This is a genomic window from Staphylococcus succinus (assembly GCF_029024945.1).
GTDB lineage: Bacteria > Bacillota > Bacilli > Staphylococcales > Staphylococcaceae > Staphylococcus > Staphylococcus succinus.
Genome location: NZ_CP118976.1, coordinates 915,348 through 934,755, shown reverse-complemented (window position 1 = coordinate 934,755; position 19,408 = coordinate 915,348). Strand labels below are relative to the sequence as shown.

Annotated in this window: 23 protein-coding genes; 9 read left to right on the top strand and 14 right to left on the bottom strand. The window is 30.8% G+C overall.

Annotated features, from left to right (window positions below; translation table 11 throughout):
* Window positions 1-115: 115 nt before the first annotated feature.
* The 3 genes from PYW31_RS04375 (at window position 116) to PYW31_RS04365 (ending at window position 3,158) form a co-directional block, all read left to right on the top strand.
* On the top strand, window positions 116-667 hold the full coding sequence (locus PYW31_RS04375) for a cysteine hydrolase family protein (RefSeq protein ID WP_046837578.1): 552 nt from the start codon (window positions 116-118) through the stop codon (window positions 665-667).
* A 55-nt stretch (window positions 668-722) separates the two neighbouring features.
* Window positions 723-1,649, top strand: coding sequence for a manganese-dependent inorganic pyrophosphatase (locus PYW31_RS04370; RefSeq protein WP_046837577.1), 927 nt, complete (start codon window positions 723-725; stop codon window positions 1,647-1,649).
* A gap of 129 nt (window positions 1,650-1,778) precedes the next feature.
* The gene (locus PYW31_RS04365; RefSeq protein ID WP_046837576.1) at window positions 1,779-3,158 is read left to right on the top strand and encodes an aldehyde dehydrogenase; all 1,380 of its coding nucleotides are present in this window, start codon (window positions 1,779-1,781) and stop codon (window positions 3,156-3,158) included.
* A 60-nt stretch (window positions 3,159-3,218) separates the two neighbouring features.
* Here the strand turns inward: PYW31_RS04365 and pglS are convergent, their stop codons facing one another.
* Window positions 3,219-4,256 carry a 6-phosphogluconolactonase gene (gene pglS / locus PYW31_RS04360; protein ID WP_046837575.1) on the bottom strand — a complete coding sequence of 346 codons (1,038 nt, stop codon included), beginning with the start codon at window positions 4,254-4,256 and terminating at the stop codon, window positions 3,219-3,221.
* A gap of 199 nt (window positions 4,257-4,455) precedes the next feature.
* Here pglS and PYW31_RS04355 point away from each other — a divergent pair, with 199 nt between their 5' ends.
* The 3 genes from PYW31_RS04355 to arsC are packed head-to-tail and all read left to right on the top strand — an operon-like array spanning window position 4,456 to window position 6,475.
* Entirely contained in the window at window positions 4,456-4,773 is a 318-nt protein-coding gene (locus tag PYW31_RS04355; RefSeq protein ID WP_046837574.1) for an ArsR/SmtB family transcription factor, read from the top strand.
* The gene (gene arsB, locus PYW31_RS04350) at window positions 4,773-6,062 is read left to right on the top strand and encodes an arsenite efflux transporter membrane subunit ArsB (RefSeq protein ID WP_046837573.1); all 1,290 of its coding nucleotides are present in this window, start codon (window positions 4,773-4,775) and stop codon (window positions 6,060-6,062) included. Before PYW31_RS04355 ends, arsB begins: the two co-directional genes overlap by 1 nt.
* Before the next feature lie 17 nt (window positions 6,063-6,079).
* Entirely contained in the window at window positions 6,080-6,475 is a 396-nt protein-coding gene (gene arsC, locus PYW31_RS04345) for an arsenate reductase (thioredoxin) (RefSeq protein ID WP_046837572.1), read from the top strand.
* 313 nt (window positions 6,476-6,788) lie between these two features.
* Here the strand turns inward: arsC and PYW31_RS04340 are convergent, their stop codons facing one another.
* The 3 genes from PYW31_RS04340 to PYW31_RS04330 form a co-directional block, all read right to left on the bottom strand.
* Complete coding sequence (locus PYW31_RS04340; RefSeq protein WP_046837571.1) at window positions 6,789-9,305, bottom strand: heavy metal translocating P-type ATPase; 2,517 nt, start codon at window positions 9,303-9,305, stop codon at window positions 6,789-6,791.
* 18 nt (window positions 9,306-9,323) lie between these two features.
* A complete protein-coding gene (locus PYW31_RS04335) occupies window positions 9,324-9,638 on the bottom strand; it encodes an ArsR/SmtB family transcription factor (protein WP_046837570.1) in 315 nt (104 codons plus the stop codon).
* 319 nt (window positions 9,639-9,957) lie between these two features.
* Complete coding sequence (locus PYW31_RS04330; RefSeq protein WP_268777934.1) at window positions 9,958-10,089, bottom strand: hypothetical protein; 132 nt, start codon at window positions 10,087-10,089, stop codon at window positions 9,958-9,960.
* Between the two features lie 146 nt (window positions 10,090-10,235).
* Here PYW31_RS04330 and PYW31_RS04325 point away from each other — a divergent pair, with 146 nt between their 5' ends.
* Window positions 10,236-10,664: a YolD-like family protein gene (locus tag PYW31_RS04325; protein ID WP_046837569.1), complete on the top strand. Its 429-nt coding sequence runs from the start codon at window positions 10,236-10,238 to the stop codon at window positions 10,662-10,664.
* Window positions 10,665-10,830: 166 nt separating this feature from the next.
* On the opposite strand, the gene PYW31_RS04320 is transcribed toward PYW31_RS04325, so the two are convergent.
* A complete protein-coding gene (locus PYW31_RS04320) occupies window positions 10,831-11,001 on the bottom strand; it encodes a hypothetical protein (protein ID WP_101118286.1) in 171 nt (56 codons plus the stop codon).
* Window positions 11,002-11,513: 512 nt separating this feature from the next.
* On the opposite strand from PYW31_RS04320, the gene PYW31_RS04315 reads away from it, so the two are divergent.
* On the top strand, window positions 11,514-12,554 hold the full coding sequence (locus PYW31_RS04315; protein ID WP_046837568.1) for a C45 family autoproteolytic acyltransferase/hydrolase: 1,041 nt from the start codon (window positions 11,514-11,516) through the stop codon (window positions 12,552-12,554).
* A 79-nt stretch (window positions 12,555-12,633) separates the two neighbouring features.
* Here the strand turns inward: PYW31_RS04315 and PYW31_RS04310 are convergent, their stop codons facing one another.
* From PYW31_RS04310 to PYW31_RS04300, 3 genes are all read right to left on the bottom strand, one after another.
* Window positions 12,634-13,485 carry a DUF4097 family beta strand repeat-containing protein gene (locus tag PYW31_RS04310; protein ID WP_046837567.1) on the bottom strand — a complete coding sequence of 284 codons (852 nt, stop codon included), beginning with the start codon at window positions 13,483-13,485 and terminating at the stop codon, window positions 12,634-12,636.
* On the bottom strand, window positions 13,482-14,042 hold the full coding sequence (locus tag PYW31_RS04305; protein ID WP_046837566.1) for an HAAS signaling domain-containing protein: 561 nt from the start codon (window positions 14,040-14,042) through the stop codon (window positions 13,482-13,484). The genes PYW31_RS04310 and PYW31_RS04305 overlap by 4 nt, the downstream gene beginning before the upstream one ends.
* 92 nt (window positions 14,043-14,134) lie before the next feature.
* Window positions 14,135-14,587 (bottom strand): hypothetical protein, encoded by a 453-nt coding sequence (locus PYW31_RS04300; protein WP_141768369.1) that lies wholly within the window; start codon window positions 14,585-14,587, stop codon window positions 14,135-14,137.
* 207 nt (window positions 14,588-14,794) lie between these two features.
* Between PYW31_RS04300 and PYW31_RS04295 the strand changes: the two genes are divergently transcribed.
* Window positions 14,795-15,355: a thioredoxin family protein gene (locus PYW31_RS04295; RefSeq protein WP_046837564.1), complete on the top strand. Its 561-nt coding sequence runs from the start codon at window positions 14,795-14,797 to the stop codon at window positions 15,353-15,355.
* A 50-nt stretch (window positions 15,356-15,405) separates the two neighbouring features.
* Here PYW31_RS04295 and pmtD read toward each other — a convergent pair whose 3' ends face one another.
* The 6 genes from pmtD to PYW31_RS04265 all read right to left on the bottom strand — a co-directional run bounded on the left by pmtD (window position 15,406) and on the right by PYW31_RS04265 (window position 19,356).
* On the bottom strand, window positions 15,406-16,134 hold the full coding sequence (gene pmtD / locus PYW31_RS04290; protein WP_046837563.1) for a phenol-soluble modulin export ABC transporter permease subunit PmtD: 729 nt from the start codon (window positions 16,132-16,134) through the stop codon (window positions 15,406-15,408).
* A complete protein-coding gene (pmtC, locus tag PYW31_RS04285; RefSeq protein WP_046837562.1) occupies window positions 16,134-17,006 on the bottom strand; it encodes a phenol-soluble modulin export ABC transporter ATP-binding protein PmtC in 873 nt (290 codons plus the stop codon). The genes pmtD and pmtC overlap by 1 nt, the downstream gene beginning before the upstream one ends.
* Window positions 17,007-17,020: 14 nt before the next feature.
* Window positions 17,021-17,689, bottom strand: coding sequence for a phenol-soluble modulin export ABC transporter permease subunit PmtB (gene pmtB, locus PYW31_RS04280; RefSeq protein ID WP_046837561.1), 669 nt, complete (start codon window positions 17,687-17,689; stop codon window positions 17,021-17,023).
* A gap of 17 nt (window positions 17,690-17,706) precedes the next feature.
* Complete coding sequence (gene pmtA, locus PYW31_RS04275) at window positions 17,707-18,591, bottom strand: phenol-soluble modulin export ABC transporter ATP-binding protein PmtA (RefSeq protein WP_046837560.1); 885 nt, start codon at window positions 18,589-18,591, stop codon at window positions 17,707-17,709.
* Window positions 18,588-18,968 (bottom strand): PSM export ABC transporter transcriptional regulator PmtR, encoded by a 381-nt coding sequence (gene pmtR / locus PYW31_RS04270; RefSeq protein WP_046837559.1) that lies wholly within the window; start codon window positions 18,966-18,968, stop codon window positions 18,588-18,590. Before pmtR ends, pmtA begins: the two co-directional genes overlap by 4 nt.
* 199 nt (window positions 18,969-19,167) lie before the next feature.
* Window positions 19,168-19,356 (bottom strand): SE1626 family protein, encoded by a 189-nt coding sequence (locus PYW31_RS04265; RefSeq protein ID WP_046837558.1) that lies wholly within the window; start codon window positions 19,354-19,356, stop codon window positions 19,168-19,170.
* Window positions 19,357-19,408 lie beyond the last annotated feature (52 nt).

Sequence of the window (19,408 nt, the reverse complement as noted above, 5' to 3'; positions counted from 1 at the left end):
ATTATATATTAAACATAAACACGTATATTTAAACGCTTTTACTATACCTTTATCCATTTCCCTACTTAGTATATAATAGCTATAATCTTTAAAAGTTGGGAGTGTTTCTATAATTATGAAAAAAAGTGCACTGATTGTTGTAGATTATTCAAATGACTTTGTTGCTGACAACGGTCAATTAACTTGTGGCAAAGCAGGACAACAAATCGAAAAATATATTGTTGAAAGAATAGAAGCTTATAATCGAGAAAAGCAAGAAATCTTTTTTATGATGGATTTACATTTTGAAGAAAATAGCTATCATCCTGAAAACAAACTGTTCCCTCCTCATAATATTATTGGGACACTGGGCAGAGAACTTTACGGAAAAGTATATGATATTTATCAAAATATTTTATTTAATGATTTCGTACACTTTTTAGATAAAACACGTTATGACTCATTTTATGGTACGCCATTAGATAGTATGTTAAGAGAGAGAAATATTAAGCACTTAGAAATTGTTGGTGTGTGTACTGATATTTGTGTCTTACATACAGCTATTTCGGCTTACAATTTAGGCTATGCTATAACAATATCTCCAAAGGGTGTTGCCTCATTTAATCCATCTGGTCACGAGTGGGCTTTAGGACATTTTAAAAATTCATTAGGTGCAGAAGTAGAATAACAATGTAAAATCATGATAATATAATATTAAATATAAAAATAAGGAGAATTTAAACATGGCAAAAACTTATATTTTCGGGCATAAAAACCCAGATACAGACGCAATTTCATCTGCAATCATCATGGCAGACTTTGAACAACAAACTGGTAATACAGAGGCTACACCCTATCGTTTAGGTGAAGTAGGTCCTGAAACACAATTTGCTTTAGATCAATTCAAAGTAGATGCTCCAGAACTACTCAACGATAATTTAGCAGATCAAAACGTTATTTTAGTTGACCATAATGAATTCCAACAAAGTGCTGATTCAATCGCCGATGCTACAATCCAACACGTTGTAGATCACCATCGTATTTCTAATTTTGAAACTGCAGCTCCATTATATTATCGTGCTGAACCTGTAGGTTGTACAGCTACCATCTTATACAAAATGTATAAAGAACGTGGGTTTGAAATTAGTCCTAAGATTGCTGGATTAATGATTTCTGCAATCATCTCAGATAGCTTATTATTCAAATCTCCAACTTGTACTGAAGAAGACGTACAAGCTGCTGAAGCATTAAAAGCAATTGCCGATGTAGATTTAGAATCTTATGGTTTAGAGATGTTAAAAGCAGGTGCTTCTACTTCTAATAAATCAGCTACAGATTTATTAACTATGGATGCGAAATCATTTAACATGGGGGATTACACAACACGTATCGGTCAAGTAAATGCAGTTGATATCGATGAAGTATTTGAGCGCCAAGAAGAATTAGAAAAAGAAATGTTAGAAACAAGTGCAAATGAAAAATATGACTTATTTGTATTAGTCGTTACTGATATTATTAATAGTAATTCTAAAATTTTAGTTGTAGGACCTGAAAAAGACAAAGTAGGTACTGCCTTTAATGTAGAACTTAATAATGGCACTGCATTCTTACCTGGTGTTGTATCACGTAAAAAACAAGTCGTTCCTCAAATTACTGAAGCATTAAACTAAGTTGTTTATCGTGAGTTGTAAACAATGATTTTATATAGAATTTAAATTATACTGGAGCATAGTTAATATGTTCCAGTTTTTTATCAAAATTATGTAACTCTAACACCGGTCAGAATAGGAGGATATGATTTGAATTCGATAGAACAAACTTTCCATAATAGTAAACAATACTTTAGCACTCATGAAACAAAAGATATTAAGTTTAGAAAAAAACAACTTAAACTCTTAACTAAAAGTATCAAAAACCATGAAAATGATTTACTTGATGCTTTCCAAAAAGATTTAGGTAAAAATAAAGTAGAAAGTTATGCAACAGAGATTGGTTTCACTTTAAAAAGCCTTAAAACAGCACGTAAAGAGTTGAAAAACTGGTCGAAGCAAAAACAGGTTAACACACCTATTTTTATGTTCCCTACTAAAAGTTATATTATGAAAGAACCTTATGGGACTGTTTTAATTATCGGTCCTTTCAACTATCCTTTCCAATTACTGATTGAACCATTAATTGGTGCCATAGCGGCAGGTAATACAGTTATACTTAAACCGTCAGAATTCACACCTCATGTTTCAGCTGTTATACAGCAGCTTATCGAAGATGTCTTTGCTCCTGAATACATTAGCGTATGTCCAGGAGATGCGGAAACAACGCAATCACTAATTCATTTGCCGTTCGATTACGTCTTCTTTACTGGTAGTGAACAAGTAGGCAGAATTGTTTATCAAGCAGCAAGTGAACATTTAACTCCTGTTACGCTTGAATTAGGCGGTAAATCACCAGTGATTGTAGATGAAACTGCAAATATCAAAGTGGCTAGTGAACGTATCAGCTTTGGTAAATTTATAAATGCTGGGCAAACTTGTGTTGCTCCAGATTATATTTTAGTCAATAGTAAAGTTAAAGACGCGTTGATCACCTCATTGAAACAAACCATAACTGAGTTTTATGGCAAGTCTATTCAAGATAGTCCTGATTTTGGAAGAATTGTTAATCAACAACACTTCCATCGTTTGGATAATTTATTAAAAACACATTACTCAAATATTGTATTTGGTGGCCAAACATCTGAAAATGATAAATATATTGCACCAACAATTTTAGACAATATTACCTTTGATTCAAAAATTATGGAAGATGAAATTTTTGGTCCAATATTACCAATCATTACTTATGACGACTTTGATGAAGCTATTGACTTAATTCGTACCAAACCTAAACCACTTAGCTTATATTTATTTAGTGAAGATGAAAATGCTACAGAACGTGTGCTTAATGAAATTTCATTTGGTGGTGGTGCAATCAACGATACGATTATGCACTTAGCAAATTCAAATTTACCTTTCGGGGGCGTCGGCGCTTCTGGAATTGGTCAATATCATGGAAAATATAGCTTTGACACGTTTAGTCACGCCAAATCTTATATTTTCAAATCTACTCGCCTTGAATCTAGTCTTTTCTTCCCTCCTTACAAAGGCAAATTTAAATATATTAAAACTTTTTTTAATAAATAAAATATACCTGGTATGCGTTCGTTACGCATACCAGGTATATTTTTTAGCTTCTCATTCTACTTATTGTAAAAACTGTACACACACGCCTTCTGGAGCAGCTTGTTGATGATCTACTTTTTCTAATTCACCTGTTACTTTATCACGTTTAAAAACGGTTAACGCATAATCTCCTTCTTGGTGTGCACAAACTAAATAATCATCTGATTGAGTGATATTAAAATCACGTGGGAATGCTCCACCACTAGGTACTATATCTACAAATGAAATTGATGCGCCATCTTCTCCTACTTTGAAAATAGCTATGCTATCGTGTCCTCTATTACTTATATACAAGAATTTTTGATCATGAGATAGTCTTACACCTGCGAGTTTTGTTTCGTCTTCAAAATTTTCTGGAATTGTTGAATAACGCTCAATTTCAGTAAACCGACCATCTTCATATTTCACAACACTTACGTTGTTTGATATTTCATGCACAATATATCCGTATTCTCCATTTTCATGGAAAGCGATATGCCTTGGGCCATCTCCTGGTTCAACATCAGTCTCCGCGTATGGCTTTAATCCATTATCACTGAATTCATAAGTAACCACTTTATCCGTACCTAAATCCATTGCGACAACGTATTTGTCATCTGGTGTTGTACTAAGATAATGTACATGTGGATTGTCTTGTCTTTCGTTTGGTCCTGTTGGATACGTATGTTCTAATTCCTGAATTAAGCGAACAACTTCGCCTGTTGATGGATTAGCTTCATATAAGCGTGCTAAACCCGCACCATAAACTGATTCAAAGACATATTTTCCATCTGGTGATACATCAATGTAACAACCAGTACCAGCTGTAGATGCTAGACATTTATTGATTAAAGTGAGCTTACCCTCTTCACCAATTTTAAGGCTAGCAATGCCGCAATAATCACCTTCACGTGTAATAGCATATAAAAATGATTTGTGCTGATTGACGTAGGTTGATGCTTCAAGTTCATATCCTGTTTCAACTTCTGTCACTTTCCCAGTTTGTTCATCTAATTGAAAGCGATAAATTCCTTTCCCCTCTTTTTTCGTGTATGTACCTATATAACCTATCGTCGTCATATAAACCCCTCCATTTTGATATAGTTCCATTTTAATAAATATTCAATCAATTAACAATCAATTGGTTGTTTTATGCATATAGCTATTTTGATAGTTATTTTATTTTTTTATAAACTACATAGACTTAAAACTATATAGATGTTAATCTATGTAGGTGAATTACATTTATTTTAAACTCTCCACAATGAAAGGAAGAAAAATGAATTATAAAGAAACTTCTCAATATTTAAAAGTGATTGCTGATAGTAATCGCCTCGAAATTTTAGATTTACTGTCTTGTGGTGAACAATGTGCTTGTGACTTATTAGAACATTTTTCTTTTTCCCAACCTACTTTGAGTCACCATATGAAAGTACTTAAAGATAATAACCTTGTTACCTATAGAAAAGAAGGTAACAAAAATTTATACAAGTTGAATCATGATGTATTAGCTGACATTACAAAACGTCTCACTCTATTGAATACCAATAATATGCCATGTATATGTGACGTTATAACGAAAGGTGAGTGTAACTAATGGTAGCATTAGCTATTTTTATTTTTGTCTTAACGCTCCTTTTTGTAATATGGCAGCCTAAAGGCCTAGATATAGGAATCACAGCCGCCATTGGAGCCATATTAGCTATCATTACAGGCGTTGTATCATTAAATGATGTCGTAGAAGTTACAGGAATTGTTTGGAATGCTACCTTAACCTTCATAGCCGTTATTATTATATCGTTAATATTGGATGAAATTGGTTTCTTCGAATGGTCTGCCCGTCATATGGTCAAAGCTTCAAAAGGCAATGGATTAACGATGTTTATCTATATTTCATTACTCGGATCAGTTGTAGCAGCTTTCTTTGCTAATGACGGAGCTGCATTGATTTTAACACCTATTGTTTTAGCTATGGTCCGTAATTTAGGATTTAATCAAAAAATTATTTTCCCTTTTATTATAGCTAGTGGTTTTATCGCAGATACAACCTCGCTACCTTTAATTGTTAGTAACTTGGTTAATATCGTTTCTGCAGATTACTTTGACATTGGGTTCATTGAATATTTTAGTCGAATGATTATCCCAAATATTTTTTCACTCATTGCTAGTATTTTAATACTATGGGTATACTTCAACAAGTCAATACCCAAGACATTTGATGATAACAATCTTAAAATTCCACAGGAAGCAATTAAAGATAAGAAACTTTTTCATTTATCTTGGTTTGTCTTAGCTATCTTACTTATAGGCTACCTTATAAGTGAATTTATCCATATTCCGGTGTCCTTCATCGCGGGAACGATTGCGATTATATTCCTTTTATTAGCACGCAAATCACCTGCTGTGAATACGCGACAAGTCGTTAAAGGCGCGCCTTGGAATATTGTAATATTTTCAATTGGCATGTATCTCGTAGTATTTGGTTTGAAAAATGTAGGAATCACTACTATTCTAGCTGACATTTTAACTAATATTTCAAACTATGGTTTATTCAGCAGTATTATGGGCACAGGCCTGATAGCTGCCTTTCTTTCTTCAATTATGAATAATATGCCTACTGTTTTGATTGATGCTATTGCAATTGGACAATCTAATGCCACAGGTATATTAAAAGAAGGTATGATTTATGCGAATGTTATCGGCTCAGATTTAGGTCCTAAAATAACACCTATCGGTTCTTTAGCAACATTACTTTGGTTGCATGTGTTAACACAAAAAGGCGTAAAAATTTCTTGGGGTGTTTACTTTAAAACAGGAATCATTATTACCATTCCTGTGCTATTGGTAACACTGTTAGGTTTATATCTTACACTCATTATATTTTAAGAAAAGAGGAATTAATTATGGATAAAAAAACAATTTATTTTATATGTACTGGAAACTCTTGTCGTAGCCAGATGGCTGAGGGTTGGGGGAAGAAAATATTAGGTGAAGATTGGAATGTCTATTCTGCTGGTATTGAAACACATGGCGTTAATCCTAAAGCAATAGAAGCTATGAAAGAAGTAGATATTGACATATCAAACCATACATCAGACTTGATTAATAGTGATATCTTAAAACAATCAGATTTGGTCGTAACGTTATGTAGTGATGCAGACGATAATTGCCCTATCTTACCACCAAACGTCAAAAAAGAGCACTGGGGTTTTGATGACCCAGCAGGTAAAGAGTGGTCAGAATTCCAACGTGTTAGAGATGAAATCGGACAAAGAATAAAACAATTTAATCAAGCATAGTAACAAAAAAGACTATCTTTTAAACCACTATCGTCAAGGTAGACACCTTAAATATAAAATTAATTATTTAGATACGTTCTAGAGTTTGGCAATAATCTGTTAAACTACAGAACGTATCTTTTCTTTATATAATAATCCATGTATTTACTATTAACTGTCATTAAATTGCTATATTGAAAATAATTTCACTTAATACATAAGAAAATATAAAAGCTAGAACAATCCTCACTGTTCTAGCTTTTGTTATAGTTAATTTTACTATATTCAAACTACTTTATAACTATATATACAAAACTTTTTCATTATAAGTTTTTTACTTAGTTTTTAATAAGCGCAATGAATTTAATATAACTAATATTGCTGCACCTGTATCGCTTAATACGGCTAACCAAAGTGTTAATAATCCAGGAAATACTAAGATAAAGGCAATTATTTTAATAATAATTGAAAAATATATATTTTGTTTAATTATATTCTTAACTTTCTTACTAATAGAGATAGTATCTGTTAGCTGATTTATATTATCTGACATTAATACTACATCTGCTGTTTCCATTGCAGTATCTGATCCAATACCACCCATTGCAATACCTACTTCGCTTTGTGCTAAAGCAGGAGCATCATTGATACCATCTCCAATCATACCTACACGATAGCCTTTGTTTTGTAAGTCTCTGATAGCTGATAATTTATCTTCAGGCATTAACTCAGCATAAACCTCTTTGATACCTGAAAGTTGTGCTATTTTATGAGCAGTTCCTTTATTATCACCTGTAAGCATTATAGTGTTTTTAATATTAGCTCCATTTAATTGTTGTATTGTTTGATTGATATCCGATCGTAATGGATCTTCAACAGTAATAAAACCATAGATTTTATCTGATGATGCAATAATAATAATTGTGTATCCTTGTTGCTCGTATGAATATATTTCATCTTTATAATTCTCAATATTTTCATTAATAGATTCTATTAACTTTATGTTTCCAGCATAAATATTATTATGGTCTATTTTACCTTTAACACCTCGTCCAACAATATTTTCAAAATCAGTAACATCGTATGTTATGGATTTAAATTGAGAGACATAGTCGACAATTGCATTGCTAATTGGATGCGTTGAGTATGCTTCTAAACTTAGCGCAATATCCAAAAACATTTCTTTGTCAGATTCGATTGTTTTAATGTCTGAAACTTTTGGGCGTCCTTCAGTCAGCGTTCCAGTTTTATCAAATGCTAAAGCTGATAGTGTACCTAAAGTTTCCAAATGATTGCCACCTTTGATAAGTACACCTTTTTTTGCTGCGCTGCCAATACCCGTAACAATAGCTACAGGAGTAGAAATAACTAGTGCACATGGACATGCTATAACAAGCAGTTCAAGACCTTTATAAAACCATTCTCCCCATGTTCCTAAAGAAAAAATAGGAGGGACTACCATTACTAATAATGCTAAAATGAATACAATAGGTGTATAAATTTCAGAAAATCGGTCAATAAAAGCTTGTGTAGGTGCTTTATTTTCTTGTGCTTCTTCAACCATATGAATGATTTTAGATAGCGTGGTATCTTTAACTAATCTTGAAACACGTATTTTTAAAGTGCCGTTTTCATTAATAGAACCTGCATAAGTTTCTTCATTTATCGTTTTGTCTACAGGAATAGATTCACCAGTTATAGGTGCCTGATTTAAACTTGAATATCCTTCTATAATCGTACCGTCTAATGGTATTCGATCGCCTGGTTTTACAAGTAAAATTTCTCCAACACTAATGTTTTTTAAGTTTTTTGAAATGATTCCTCTTTCTGTTACAACGTTTGCTTCTGTTGGTGTAATATCCATTAACGATTGAATAGAATTTCTTGTTTTATCTATAGAAATAGTTTGTAATAAAGTGCCAATAGTAAATAGTAAAACGACGATTGCGCCTTCAAAAAACTCACCAATTAATATGGCACCAATAACAGCTACAGACATTAAAACATTCATATCTAAACTCTTAGATTTAATAGCATAATAGCCACTTTTTAAGGGTTTTATACCACTGACTACAATAGCAATGATATACATCAAATTAGTTAGCCAGATGGGTAATGATACCATAGATGAAACAATACCGAGAATAAGAAATAGTGTTGATATAATAGGCTTACTAAACAAATGCCACTTCGTATTATTATTTTTATTACTGGATTGTAATGTAGCAGAATAACCGATTTTAGAAACTTCTTTTTCAATATTTTTAGTTTGATTGCCTTCAAAATCAATCTGCATTTTTCCAGTTGAAAAACTAACTTGTGTGTCATTTACATAGGGTAAATTGTTCAAATGTTTTTCAATACTTTTAGCACAACTACCACAATCCATACCTTCTATTGAAAATGTTGTATAGTTTTGATTGCTATCATTTTCTTCGATACCATAACCCAATTTTTTTAGTATTTGAGTCACTTGATTAATACTACTTTGAGATTTTAGTCCAACACTTAATTTACTTGTAGAAAAATTAACTTTAGGGTTAGTTACATCGTCTAAAGGTCTTAATGCTTTTTCAATGGTTATTGCACATGAACTACAATCCATACCTGTTACTTTAAAATTATAATTTGAAAATGGGGTGGCTACTTCATCGTCTTCTTCAGAACTATTACTCATAGCATTACATGAAATGTTATGAGTTGAATCGATGCTTTCACCGTTATTTGTACAGCATTTGTCATTTTGATTTGCTACCTTAGGCTCATTACCACAACACTTGTTTTCGTTAACTGAGTTACTTGTGCAACAAGTATTGGATTCAGCTTTATTATTACAGCAATTAGTACTCATTTAAGTCATCTTCTTTCGTTATATAGTATGATGCTGGCAACTTTGAATATCATCTTCAGTATTTTCAACTACAGAATCAATAAGTTTAAGCAGTTCTAAAATTTGATTGTTTTTTATTTGGTAATAAACGTATTTACCTTCTTGTCTAGAATTAACCAAACCGCACCCTTTGAGACAAGCTAAATGTTGAGAAATACTAGATTGACTTATTTGAGATTGTTTAACAATCTCATTGACAGTCATTTCATTCGATTTAAGCAACTCTAATATGGTCAAACGTGCTTTATTAGAAAGACCATGTATAAAATGTGCTTTTAACTCAATGTCATGCATTTAATCCACCTCATATTATCTATATCTAATATGAATAACATATTAACATTTATTAATATGTTATTCAATCACTTTTTTCATAGTAGAAAGTCCTTTTTCAGTGCGCTTTTTAGATTTTATTTTATTATAATTCTTTAACACAACTTCAAAACTGATATAGAGCTAATTTTATACTTTTTCACAAGTTTATACGGTGGAATATTCGCTCTAAAACATTTTCTATTGCAATTGCTTTAAGCTCAGAAGAATATTTAGTTCTTTTGCTAAACAGTTTTAATCCTTCTACACTATAAACTTTATCTATTCTTACCCACTCTTGTCATGTAACACTAGAAACTTCATTATTTTTTGCTGCATTATATATAGATATATTTTCATTAATAATATTTTCATTAATAATATCTTCAACTATTTTCATGCATTTTTCTACAGGCATTTTATTTCTAGTCATAAAAATACACTCCTCTGATTATAGTTCACTTTTTATATTTAAAGTGTCTAATTTTAGAGGGGTGTATTATTCAACTAGATAGTCTTTTTTTATTATCACTTGAAAAACGGGAACGTATGTTCTATATTGAGAGTGAGGTGATTTTTATGATGCCAAATCCTAATGCTCCAGATGAATATAAGTATGAAACAGATTATAGAAAGATTCCTAGCGAGTATTTAAATCCTAGAATTCCTAAAGGACGTGGAAAAATCAAATGGGCTCCCTTTGCGACGTTACCAGAACAATTTGAGACGATTCAACAATTTATAATAGATCAAAATAAAATTGGCCGTCCAACTTTGTCTGATGATCAATTAAACGAGCTCAACTTCCAACTTCACCAAGCTTTACATACTGAGCAATATGTTCATATTGAATATTATCAATCTGGTTGGTTAGAAACCATGTTGGTTCAAGTCAAACACATCGATATGACTCATATGATTCTAAAGGGCCGCAATATTAGTGATAACTCATCTATTCAATTGTCTTTGTTAGATATCACTAAAATAACTCAAGACAATATTCAGTAAAAATATTAGCTTGGGTTATTTATTAACGATTTAATTTTTAGTCGCCGTAACAACTTCGTTGCACTCTTTTCGGGTCGCAGTCTCTTCGACTGCATAAGTCGCCGTAACAACTTCGTTGAACGGCGACTAAAAAAAATAGAACACTTTTAAGTGTTCTATCAATCAATTAATTATTTGTTTCGATATCTGAGACAATCTCTTTTGTTTTGCTTTCAATATCTTCAAAATCTTTTTTGAAAATATAAGCAAATGCTACTGCACCAATTCCTGCTACTAATGACACAGTAAGGATTGTACCGAATACAAATTTAACTAAACCTTTAATAAAATTCCACATTCTGTTTCACCTCAATAAATTATTAACAATATCTATATTAATGATAGCATATTTAAAAGCATCAATAAATATATACCCACTTTTCATCATTTTATTCTTAAATAATACAAAAGTAATTTTATGTCATAATTGTACAAATACATATAATTTTGAAATTCACTCTATAAGTATCAGCTTAATACTAATCAATAGACAAATATACATATTTATTGATATCACAAAACTATTAAAAATCTCCAGTTGTAGTTATATATAGTCATATAAAAAAGCGACTAATATAATTAAGTATTAGCCGCTTCACATATTATATATCATTTACCCCACCAAGAAGATACTGCGTCTTTAAAAGAACTATAATAATTTGACATAATAATCACCTCAATAAAGTAATTTTATTAGTTACTCGCTGATGTTATCCTTATAATAACGACTTACCATGTACATTACAATTAACATAGAGTTACAATAAAGTTACATTTATGTAAGATTCAGAAAAACAGGAGATTTTAAATATGCAAACAGTTAATTCAGATATCTTAACACATCGAGGTTCTCATTTTGATTTGGGAGTAAAAACAGGCGAATGGTTACAACAAACACCTTTACTCAAAAATAGAGAAAAAGAATGGAAGAAGCGTATGCCACGTTTTGATATTCATATCAAAGAGACTTACGATATTTTTCAAGCATACGCCCCACAAATTTGGGAAGAACTTCAAGGTATGCAAGAAGTTCTTAATTTACCAACCAGTCAAATGATTCTTAACTTTGCTCACTATCGTTTCACACCATTAAAAAATAGTGGTTGCACCGTTTTTTTAGGACAAGATTATATGATACGTAATTATGACTATCATCCTGCAACATATGATGGCCGCTATTTATTATTTCAGCCCAATGATGGTGGATTAGCACAAATTGGCCCTACTTCTCGAGTTACTGGTAGAATGGATGGAATGAATGAAGCGGGTCTATCAATGGGATATAATTTTATGCATAGAAAGCATCCTGGTGATGGATTTGTATGTTATATGATTGGCAGGCTTATTTTACAATATTGTAAAGACGTGCCAGAAGTCATTCAACTACTAAAAGAAATCCCTCATAGAAGTTCTTTTAGCTATATTGTCATGGATAAACATTTGAACCATGCAATCATTGAGGTGTCTCCCCGTACGATTGATGTGCGTTACGATCGTACATGTACAAATCACTTTAAATTATTAACACATGAAAATAGAAATTATACTAAAGAATCTAAAGAGCGTTTGAGAAGACTATTAAAAAAAACACCTGCTTCAATAGACAAAATGAGTGCCTTTGAATTATTCAATAATCCAGAATTTGAAATATACAGTAAATTATTTAAAAGTTGGTCTGGAACAATTCATACTAGTATGTACGAACCGCAATCATTAACTACACATATCGCATTAGGTGAAAATAAAACACCGACTCAAATTAATTTTGGCAAATGGTTAGAAGGCCAACCTTTAAATATCACATCTCTAGAAGGTCAAATTGATACAGACTTAACATTTGCTACTCATTAATACTACACACATACCAAAAGAACCTAAGATAACATTGTAGCTGTCATCTTAGGTTCTAAATATCAGTAGAAATTTCACTTTAATCAATATGAATATCACCATGACTTGTATAAAACTCCAAATCATTATCACCATTACCTACTTTGTCATCTTCAAAATGCTTATTATTAATCACGGCTTTCCCTTTTTCAGGATTTAATTTCAACAACGTATTTTGAGGGGCTTTGTTGTACGTCATTTGTATATCACCATCTTGCGTAGAAGCTTTGAAATCAGACTCGATATTCATCTTACTCAAATTAATGTCACCTTTATTTGCTAATAACACAGATTTTTCAATAAGTGAATCATTTACAGTTATGTCTTCATTTTTTATTTTAATATTAGCATTTTGTATTTTATCATTCGTCAAATGAACTGGAGAATTTACGCCTCTATAATAGAATTGATCTATGTTACTATTGTCGATTTTAACGCTCGCTCCACCCGAATCAGTCATTAAAAATTTAGCTGATTTCATATCTACATCATCTACAGAGATAGAATTGATTTGACTAGATAAAACTAATTCATTAATTTTCTTTTCAGGCACCGTCACTATCATTTTACTATTAGCTCTTCTAAATGGATTAAAATTCAAACCATAGTGATCTTTAGTATTACTATTTTGCTGGATTATTAAACTCTTTTTTTCCTTAGTAACATCTACATTCTTTTTTCCAGTATAGTGAACTGAAAATTTATCGCCTTTTTTAACTTCAATAACACTATTTTGACTATCTATTTTCAAATTACTAATATTGTCATTATCAAATGTTTTATTTACGTAGTTAAGTTGATTATTTTGTTTTTCAAAACTAAACCAAGTCAGGCATCCTAAAAGAAAGCATGTGATAAATAATACTAAACCACCTATGAATAATTTCTTCATTCGACTGCACTCCCTCTAATCGTTTTGATATTCCAACGTAAATATTTTAATATCAATCTGTAGACGAATTTCGCTAGCTTGGCAATGAAAACAAACAGGACAATACCTAAACCAGTATAAGAAATTGCGAATAAGTAGTTACTAATAGCAAAACTAAAATTATTATTAAAAAAGCCATTAATAATCAATAAAACAGGGCTAAGTGTTAAAAACAAAGAAAATAATAATAAAATAAACATAAATATTCCCACAAATATCATAGGTATTAAAATGATAAGTAATGACAATATCCCCATGCCTAAAGAAGCCATTATAGCTCTAACAATTGTTCTAACATTAGGTCGATATTCTGCAGAAGCAATAGCATTTTTGGCCGTAATTTCTTTTCCAATTTTTTTAGGAGATTCAAGTGCGCCTATGATTTGATACTCATTTTTCCCTTCACTTTCTTGATCAAAAAAATATTCTTCATATTCATACATCACTTTATCTCGTTCACTTCTTGGTAAATTGTCTAGTTCCTGTTCTAGTTCATTTAAAAAAGTGATTTTATCCAAAATATCTACCGCCATTCACAATTTAATTCGTTTTTGAACATTTATGTAAATTTAAAAATGACACGCCTCATGGGAATGTCATTTTTAAATTTTTATTTCTTATATAATTCAATTCTCTTTATTTTATCATGTTTGCAAATGATAGATAACTTTATTTTATTATCTTTATCCAGAAAATTTATAGATTTAAAACCATTATGCAGTTGTTTTTCCTTATAATCACGACCTAATTTATCGATTACATTTTCGATAGGTCCTTCTATCGTAGCATTAAAATTAGTACGAATACCTCTGTCATGAATTAATGTAATACCCACAATTTCCGAATTTTTCTTCTTAACAATAAAAATTAAATCAGGATATTCTTTTCTATAATACGCTCTGTACTTTTTTGTAATCATAGCTTCATCCACTATATATTCATCTTTATCTAGTTTATCCCCAATTTTTTGGCGATTGACTGTCAATGAAGATAAGTTAGTCGAACGATCAGATATAGCATAATGGATACTAACCCATGCGCCTAGACCTATCAGCACCACCATACTCAATCCTATGATTAAAATTATCTTATGTATTTTCAATGTTGTCATCACTCTCCATTATTCATAACTAAATATAGCATAGGGTAAATCCACTTTCATCTCTAAACTATGAACTTAAAAACATATTACTTTTATAAGTATTAATAATTTTCTTTCATATTAATTTATTGATATAATAATATCTAATACATTAAAGGGGGAAACACTATGACAAGTCTAGAAACTTATTTCAAAAACAGTCAACCGCTTGATCAATATATTGCAGCTATGACTGAAAATAAAGAGAATTTAGAAGCGATATATCATTCTTTCTCTTTACCACAAGATGATGACCGTCTTGAAAAAATAAAATCATTAAATTACAGTAAAGTGCTTGTTATCACAGAAGATTGGTGTGGGGATGCCATGATGAACGTCCCTATTTTAAAGCATATTTCAGAGAGTTTAAATTTAGAAGTTCGTGTCTTCCATCGTGATGAGAACACTGATTTAATAGATCAATATTTAACAAATGGCACTGCTAGATCAATACCGATTTTTGTTTTTCTAAATGATGATTTTGAACAAGAAACGGTTTGGGGTCCACGTGCAAGACAAGTGCAACATTTTGTAGAAGAAACGCGCTCTGATTTGCCTCAAAAAGATGATCCTGCTTATGAAGATAAAGCTGCCGAGGCTCATACAATTATCAGCAATCGTTACCAAACAGATTCTCAAATGTGGAAATATGTATATGATTCAATTTTAGATAAACTAATTGTAAAATAAGAAAAACGTATGAATTTCGGTGATTAACCGACAATTCATACGTTTTTAATTTATATATCTTTCTTCGTAACATAGAATAAATTAATGATGAATAATACTACAATCGAAGCTACAGTTATGAACCATTGCCAATGCGTAAATGTATAATCACTGGATGTCGTTTTCGATGTTAAATAGCTAAATGGCACATACTTCAATGAATCTTGAATGTTGTCACCAATTTTAGGAATCATCGGCAAGAATGGTTCAGCAAAAGGCACGATTAATACTAAGAAAATTCCCAATGTAAATATAAGCGCTGTTTTAGGAACAATTAATGCAAATAAATACAATAATAGCCCATAAAACAGATGGAAAAGTATGAAGAACCATAGTAAATCAAAGAACTTTTCAGTTTTTACATTTTCACCATCAACGATGCCTTGTACGATAAGTACAAAAGCTGTAAGTATAGTAGTGACTATTAGGGCGATTAATATGATTGAGATAACTTTTGCGATAATATAACCTACACGATTAGATTTTTTATTCATATATAGTTGAAGCGTACCTTGTGAAATGTCACGTGTAATAGTTTTAATTACAAAAAGTAAGCCCATAAGTGAAAAGAACCAACTTCCTGCAGAAAGCAAAATATTACCATTCATTTCATCTGATTGTTGAACAAATAATACTGTAAAACCAATTAACGGCGCAATCGTTAAAAGTAACGCTAAATAAGTTAACGGACTTTTTATAATGCTATACATATCATATTTAACAAGCTGTAAACTATTCATTATTGGCCACCTTTCTTATTAATATTGAAATACGTATCACGTAATGAACTTTTACGCGTCTCAATAAATTCAGGAAATACTTCTATATTTGCTAAACCTTTTAGTATCTTTTGATAATTCTTTTGTGCTGTCAAAATAATTTCTCCACTCGCTTGTTCAGATTGAATAACCTCAAACGCTTGACTTAAATACTCTAATGACTTTTCAAAGTCTTTCTTTGCGACAATTAAAATTGTAGAATCCGTTGGCGTCCCTTCACGCATATCAACATCTTGAACAAAATTACCATCACTTAAAAACACTGCTCTATCACAAATTAATTCAATATCCTCAAGTTTGTGACTAGAAATTAAAATTTTCATATCCAAATCTTTTACTAAAGTCTCAATTGTTTTCAATACATCTATTGAACCATCCGGATCCATTCCATTTGTAGGCTCATCTAGTATTAAGTATTTAGGTTTATTCATTAAAGAAACAGCAATTGCCAATTTCTGTTTCATCCCCATTGAGTATTTCTTAACTTTCTTTTTAATATAAGGTCTCATACCAAAAGCATCAATAATATAATCTGTATACTTTTTATCAAACCCTTTACCTAAAACATGAGAAAACAATTTTAAATTATATAAACCGGATTTATTATCGTAAAGTTTAGGATGTTCAATGAGATAACCTACATTTTCTTTGTTTCCTAATTTCACTTCACCTTTATAATTGACGATATTTCCATTCATTACTTTCATTAAAGTTGTTTTTCCGACACCATTTTTTCCAATTAATCCTACGATACGGCTTTTTCCAAAATCAAAATCGATATGATTTAAAACATTATTATTACCAAACGTTTTCGTAATATCTTGTAATTGCATAAATGCGCCTCCTTTTAGTATTTATTGAGTTTGTTATATTGAATAAAATAATTAGATACAAAAAAGATAATACTCACTGCTAAAAATCCGTAATTAAGACTGTTCTCAAAGTAATTTGAATTTACAAAATGATAATCATATAGTTCCGATATACCAATCAATATCAGCACTATAGCAAAGGGTATAAGTATAAGCATAACAAGTAAATAAGTTAAAAAAGAGATATACTCAGATTTTTGTTCCGTGTACCGTTTAAATGCAATAGGCACTGCTAGAAAATTTAAAGTTATATAAGAAAAAGGTAAAGTAAAACTAATATTAATCGTGTTCTTTGCTATATCAGAATTTGGCATATTATATAAAGATAAAATACTTGCACCTACTATAGTAAAAATGAGTATCGTTAAATAGTTTGCATTTAACAATGCTTTTTTAGAGACCGGAAGACTTCCAAAAAAATCATACGTATGCTTATGCCCTAATTTGCTGTAAAAGCGAAATACATGACCAGAATCTAATAACGATACAAAAAGTAAAATCATAGCAACAGAAGCATACAGTGTTTGTGTGAAAGTATTATTATTGTCTATCACTAATTGTAATGGAGAAATAATTAACAAAATTGCATATAAAATAATGGTCCACTTACGTAATTTAAAATTTCTAATAAGTAAATTTTTCATCTAATATCCTCCTGTTGTTAAGATTCATCGATTTGGTGATTGTACTTGTGCGTACCTTTTTCAAGATAAACCATTAAATCCTCAATGGTTGGTTTAGTTATTGTAACGCTGCCACCAAAAATCTCACTAAATACATTCGCATGTTCTGTTAGAGCAATATATCCTGTTTTATGTTCTTCTAAATAATACGTTAATTGCTTTAATTCATCATCCAAATGCTGTGGATCACCTTTAACGACTTTAAATTTATTAAGGATATCATCTAAAAATTCATTTAATACAATTTCACCATTTTTAATATAAACTAAGTAATCTGCAATCTTTTCTAAATCAGAAATAATATGTGTTGAAATGAATACGGATTTATTTTCATCGATAAGCTCTTTTTGGATTATATCTAATACTTCATTTCTGACAATTGGGTCTAAACCTGATGTTGGCTCATCTAATATGAATAATTTAGCGTTATGACTAAAAGCAATAGCAATAGATAACTTCATTTTCATACCTGTAGAAAATGTTTTTATCTTTCTTTTATAAGGTAAATTAAACTTTTCAAGATAATCTAAAAACAGCGCATGATTCCAATGACTATAAAAAGGAGCAATATATGACTCAGCCTTTTTAATTGTCCATTTATCATTCAAATATAAATCAGAATAGATAAATCCTATCTTATTTTTTATATCAACTGCATTATCTTTCATTGTTTCATTAAAAATTAGAATTTCACCATTTTCTGGTTCAATTAAATCCATTATCATTCTAATTATTGTTGTTTTACCAACTCCATTGGAACCAATAAACCCTGTTACAAATCCTTGAGGAACACGAAAACTGATATCATTCAGTTCGAATGCTTTACGCCGATATGTTATAGCATTTAATTCTATTGCATTCATTCAGTGTCCTCCTCATAGATTATTGCTAAAATTTCTTGCAACTCACATAGTGGCATATCTATTGACTTAGCTTCGTTACTCATTGACTTAGCTAATGATTCAATCACTATAAATTGTTTTTCTTTCAATATTGCACTATCTTGTTCTTTTACATAAGTACCTTTACCTCTAATTGTATAAACAAATCCGTCTTTTTCTAAATCTTCATACGCCCGTTTAGTAGTAATCACACTTACACTTAGGTCTTGAGCGAGTTCTCTCATTGATGGTAAATCTTCACCTGGCGCCACATAACCTTTTAAAATATTCTCTTTAATTTGTTGTTTTATCTGTTCATAAATAGGGCTTTCGCTACTATTTTTCAGAAGTATTTTCATGGACGTCCTCCTTCACAGCTGTATATATACAATATATACAATATATACAGTCTTGTAAACCCCATGTAACATTATAGTCCACAGTTAAAAATCATTTTTTAATGCATTTCACTACTATAATTATGATTCATAATAAAAAACAATGCTCTAATTAAGGTATAATATTTAGCTACCTCACTTAGAGCATTGTTTTAAAATTTTATTTTTTTTGCTGATTATTTCTTTGACGTCTATTATTATTTCTATTTATAAACGCACAAATCATAAACATAATTGCTGCAATCAACAATTTTATGCCAGAACTTTCATGACCAGTAGCCTGTAAATAATAACCAACGACAAACGATATCAATGCTATGATCACAAATATTTTTGTTAAATGTTTCATTTCCTTCACCTCGAACAATATCATTGTATCAAACTTCGACTTCAATTTCTAA

Coding starts and splice junctions, on each gene's coding strand:
- PYW31_RS04375 (WP_046837578.1), top strand. CDS start 116: ATGAAAAAAAGTGCACTGATTGTTGTAGATTATTCAAATGACTTTGTT.
- PYW31_RS04370 (WP_046837577.1), top strand. CDS start 723: ATGGCAAAAACTTATATTTTCGGGCATAAAAACCCAGATACAGACGCA.
- pglS (WP_046837575.1), bottom strand. CDS start 4,256: ATGACGACGATAGGTTATATAGGTACATACACGAAAAAAGAGGGGAAA.
- PYW31_RS04355 (WP_046837574.1), top strand. CDS start 4,456: ATGAATTATAAAGAAACTTCTCAATATTTAAAAGTGATTGCTGATAGT.
- arsB (WP_046837573.1), top strand. CDS start 4,773: ATGGTAGCATTAGCTATTTTTATTTTTGTCTTAACGCTCCTTTTTGTA.
- arsC (WP_046837572.1), top strand. CDS start 6,080: ATGGATAAAAAAACAATTTATTTTATATGTACTGGAAACTCTTGTCGT.
- PYW31_RS04340 (WP_046837571.1), bottom strand. CDS start 9,305: ATGAGTACTAATTGCTGTAATAATAAAGCTGAATCCAATACTTGTTGC.
- PYW31_RS04335 (WP_046837570.1), bottom strand. CDS start 9,638: ATGCATGACATTGAGTTAAAAGCACATTTTATACATGGTCTTTCTAAT.
- PYW31_RS04330 (WP_268777934.1), bottom strand. CDS start 10,089: ATGACTAGAAATAAAATGCCTGTAGAAAAATGCATGAAAATAGTTGAA.
- PYW31_RS04325 (WP_046837569.1), top strand. CDS start 10,236: ATGATGCCAAATCCTAATGCTCCAGATGAATATAAGTATGAAACAGAT.
- PYW31_RS04320 (WP_101118286.1), bottom strand. CDS start 11,001: ATGTGGAATTTTATTAAAGGTTTAGTTAAATTTGTATTCGGTACAATC.
- PYW31_RS04315 (WP_046837568.1), top strand. CDS start 11,514: ATGCAAACAGTTAATTCAGATATCTTAACACATCGAGGTTCTCATTTT.
- PYW31_RS04310 (WP_046837567.1), bottom strand. CDS start 13,485: ATGAAGAAATTATTCATAGGTGGTTTAGTATTATTTATCACATGCTTT.
- PYW31_RS04300 (WP_141768369.1), bottom strand. CDS start 14,587: ATGGTGGTGCTGATAGGTCTAGGCGCATGGGTTAGTATCCATTATGCT.
- PYW31_RS04295 (WP_046837564.1), top strand. CDS start 14,795: ATGACAAGTCTAGAAACTTATTTCAAAAACAGTCAACCGCTTGATCAA.
- pmtD (WP_046837563.1), bottom strand. CDS start 16,134: ATGAATAGTTTACAGCTTGTTAAATATGATATGTATAGCATTATAAAA.
- pmtC (WP_046837562.1), bottom strand. CDS start 17,006: ATGCAATTACAAGATATTACGAAAACGTTTGGTAATAATAATGTTTTA.
- pmtB (WP_046837561.1), bottom strand. CDS start 17,689: ATGAAAAATTTACTTATTAGAAATTTTAAATTACGTAAGTGGACCATT.
- pmtA (WP_046837560.1), bottom strand. CDS start 18,591: ATGAATGCAATAGAATTAAATGCTATAACATATCGGCGTAAAGCATTC.
- pmtR (WP_046837559.1), bottom strand. CDS start 18,968: ATGAAAATACTTCTGAAAAATAGTAGCGAAAGCCCTATTTATGAACAG.
- PYW31_RS04265 (WP_046837558.1), bottom strand. CDS start 19,356: ATGAAACATTTAACAAAAATATTTGTGATCATAGCATTGATATCGTTT.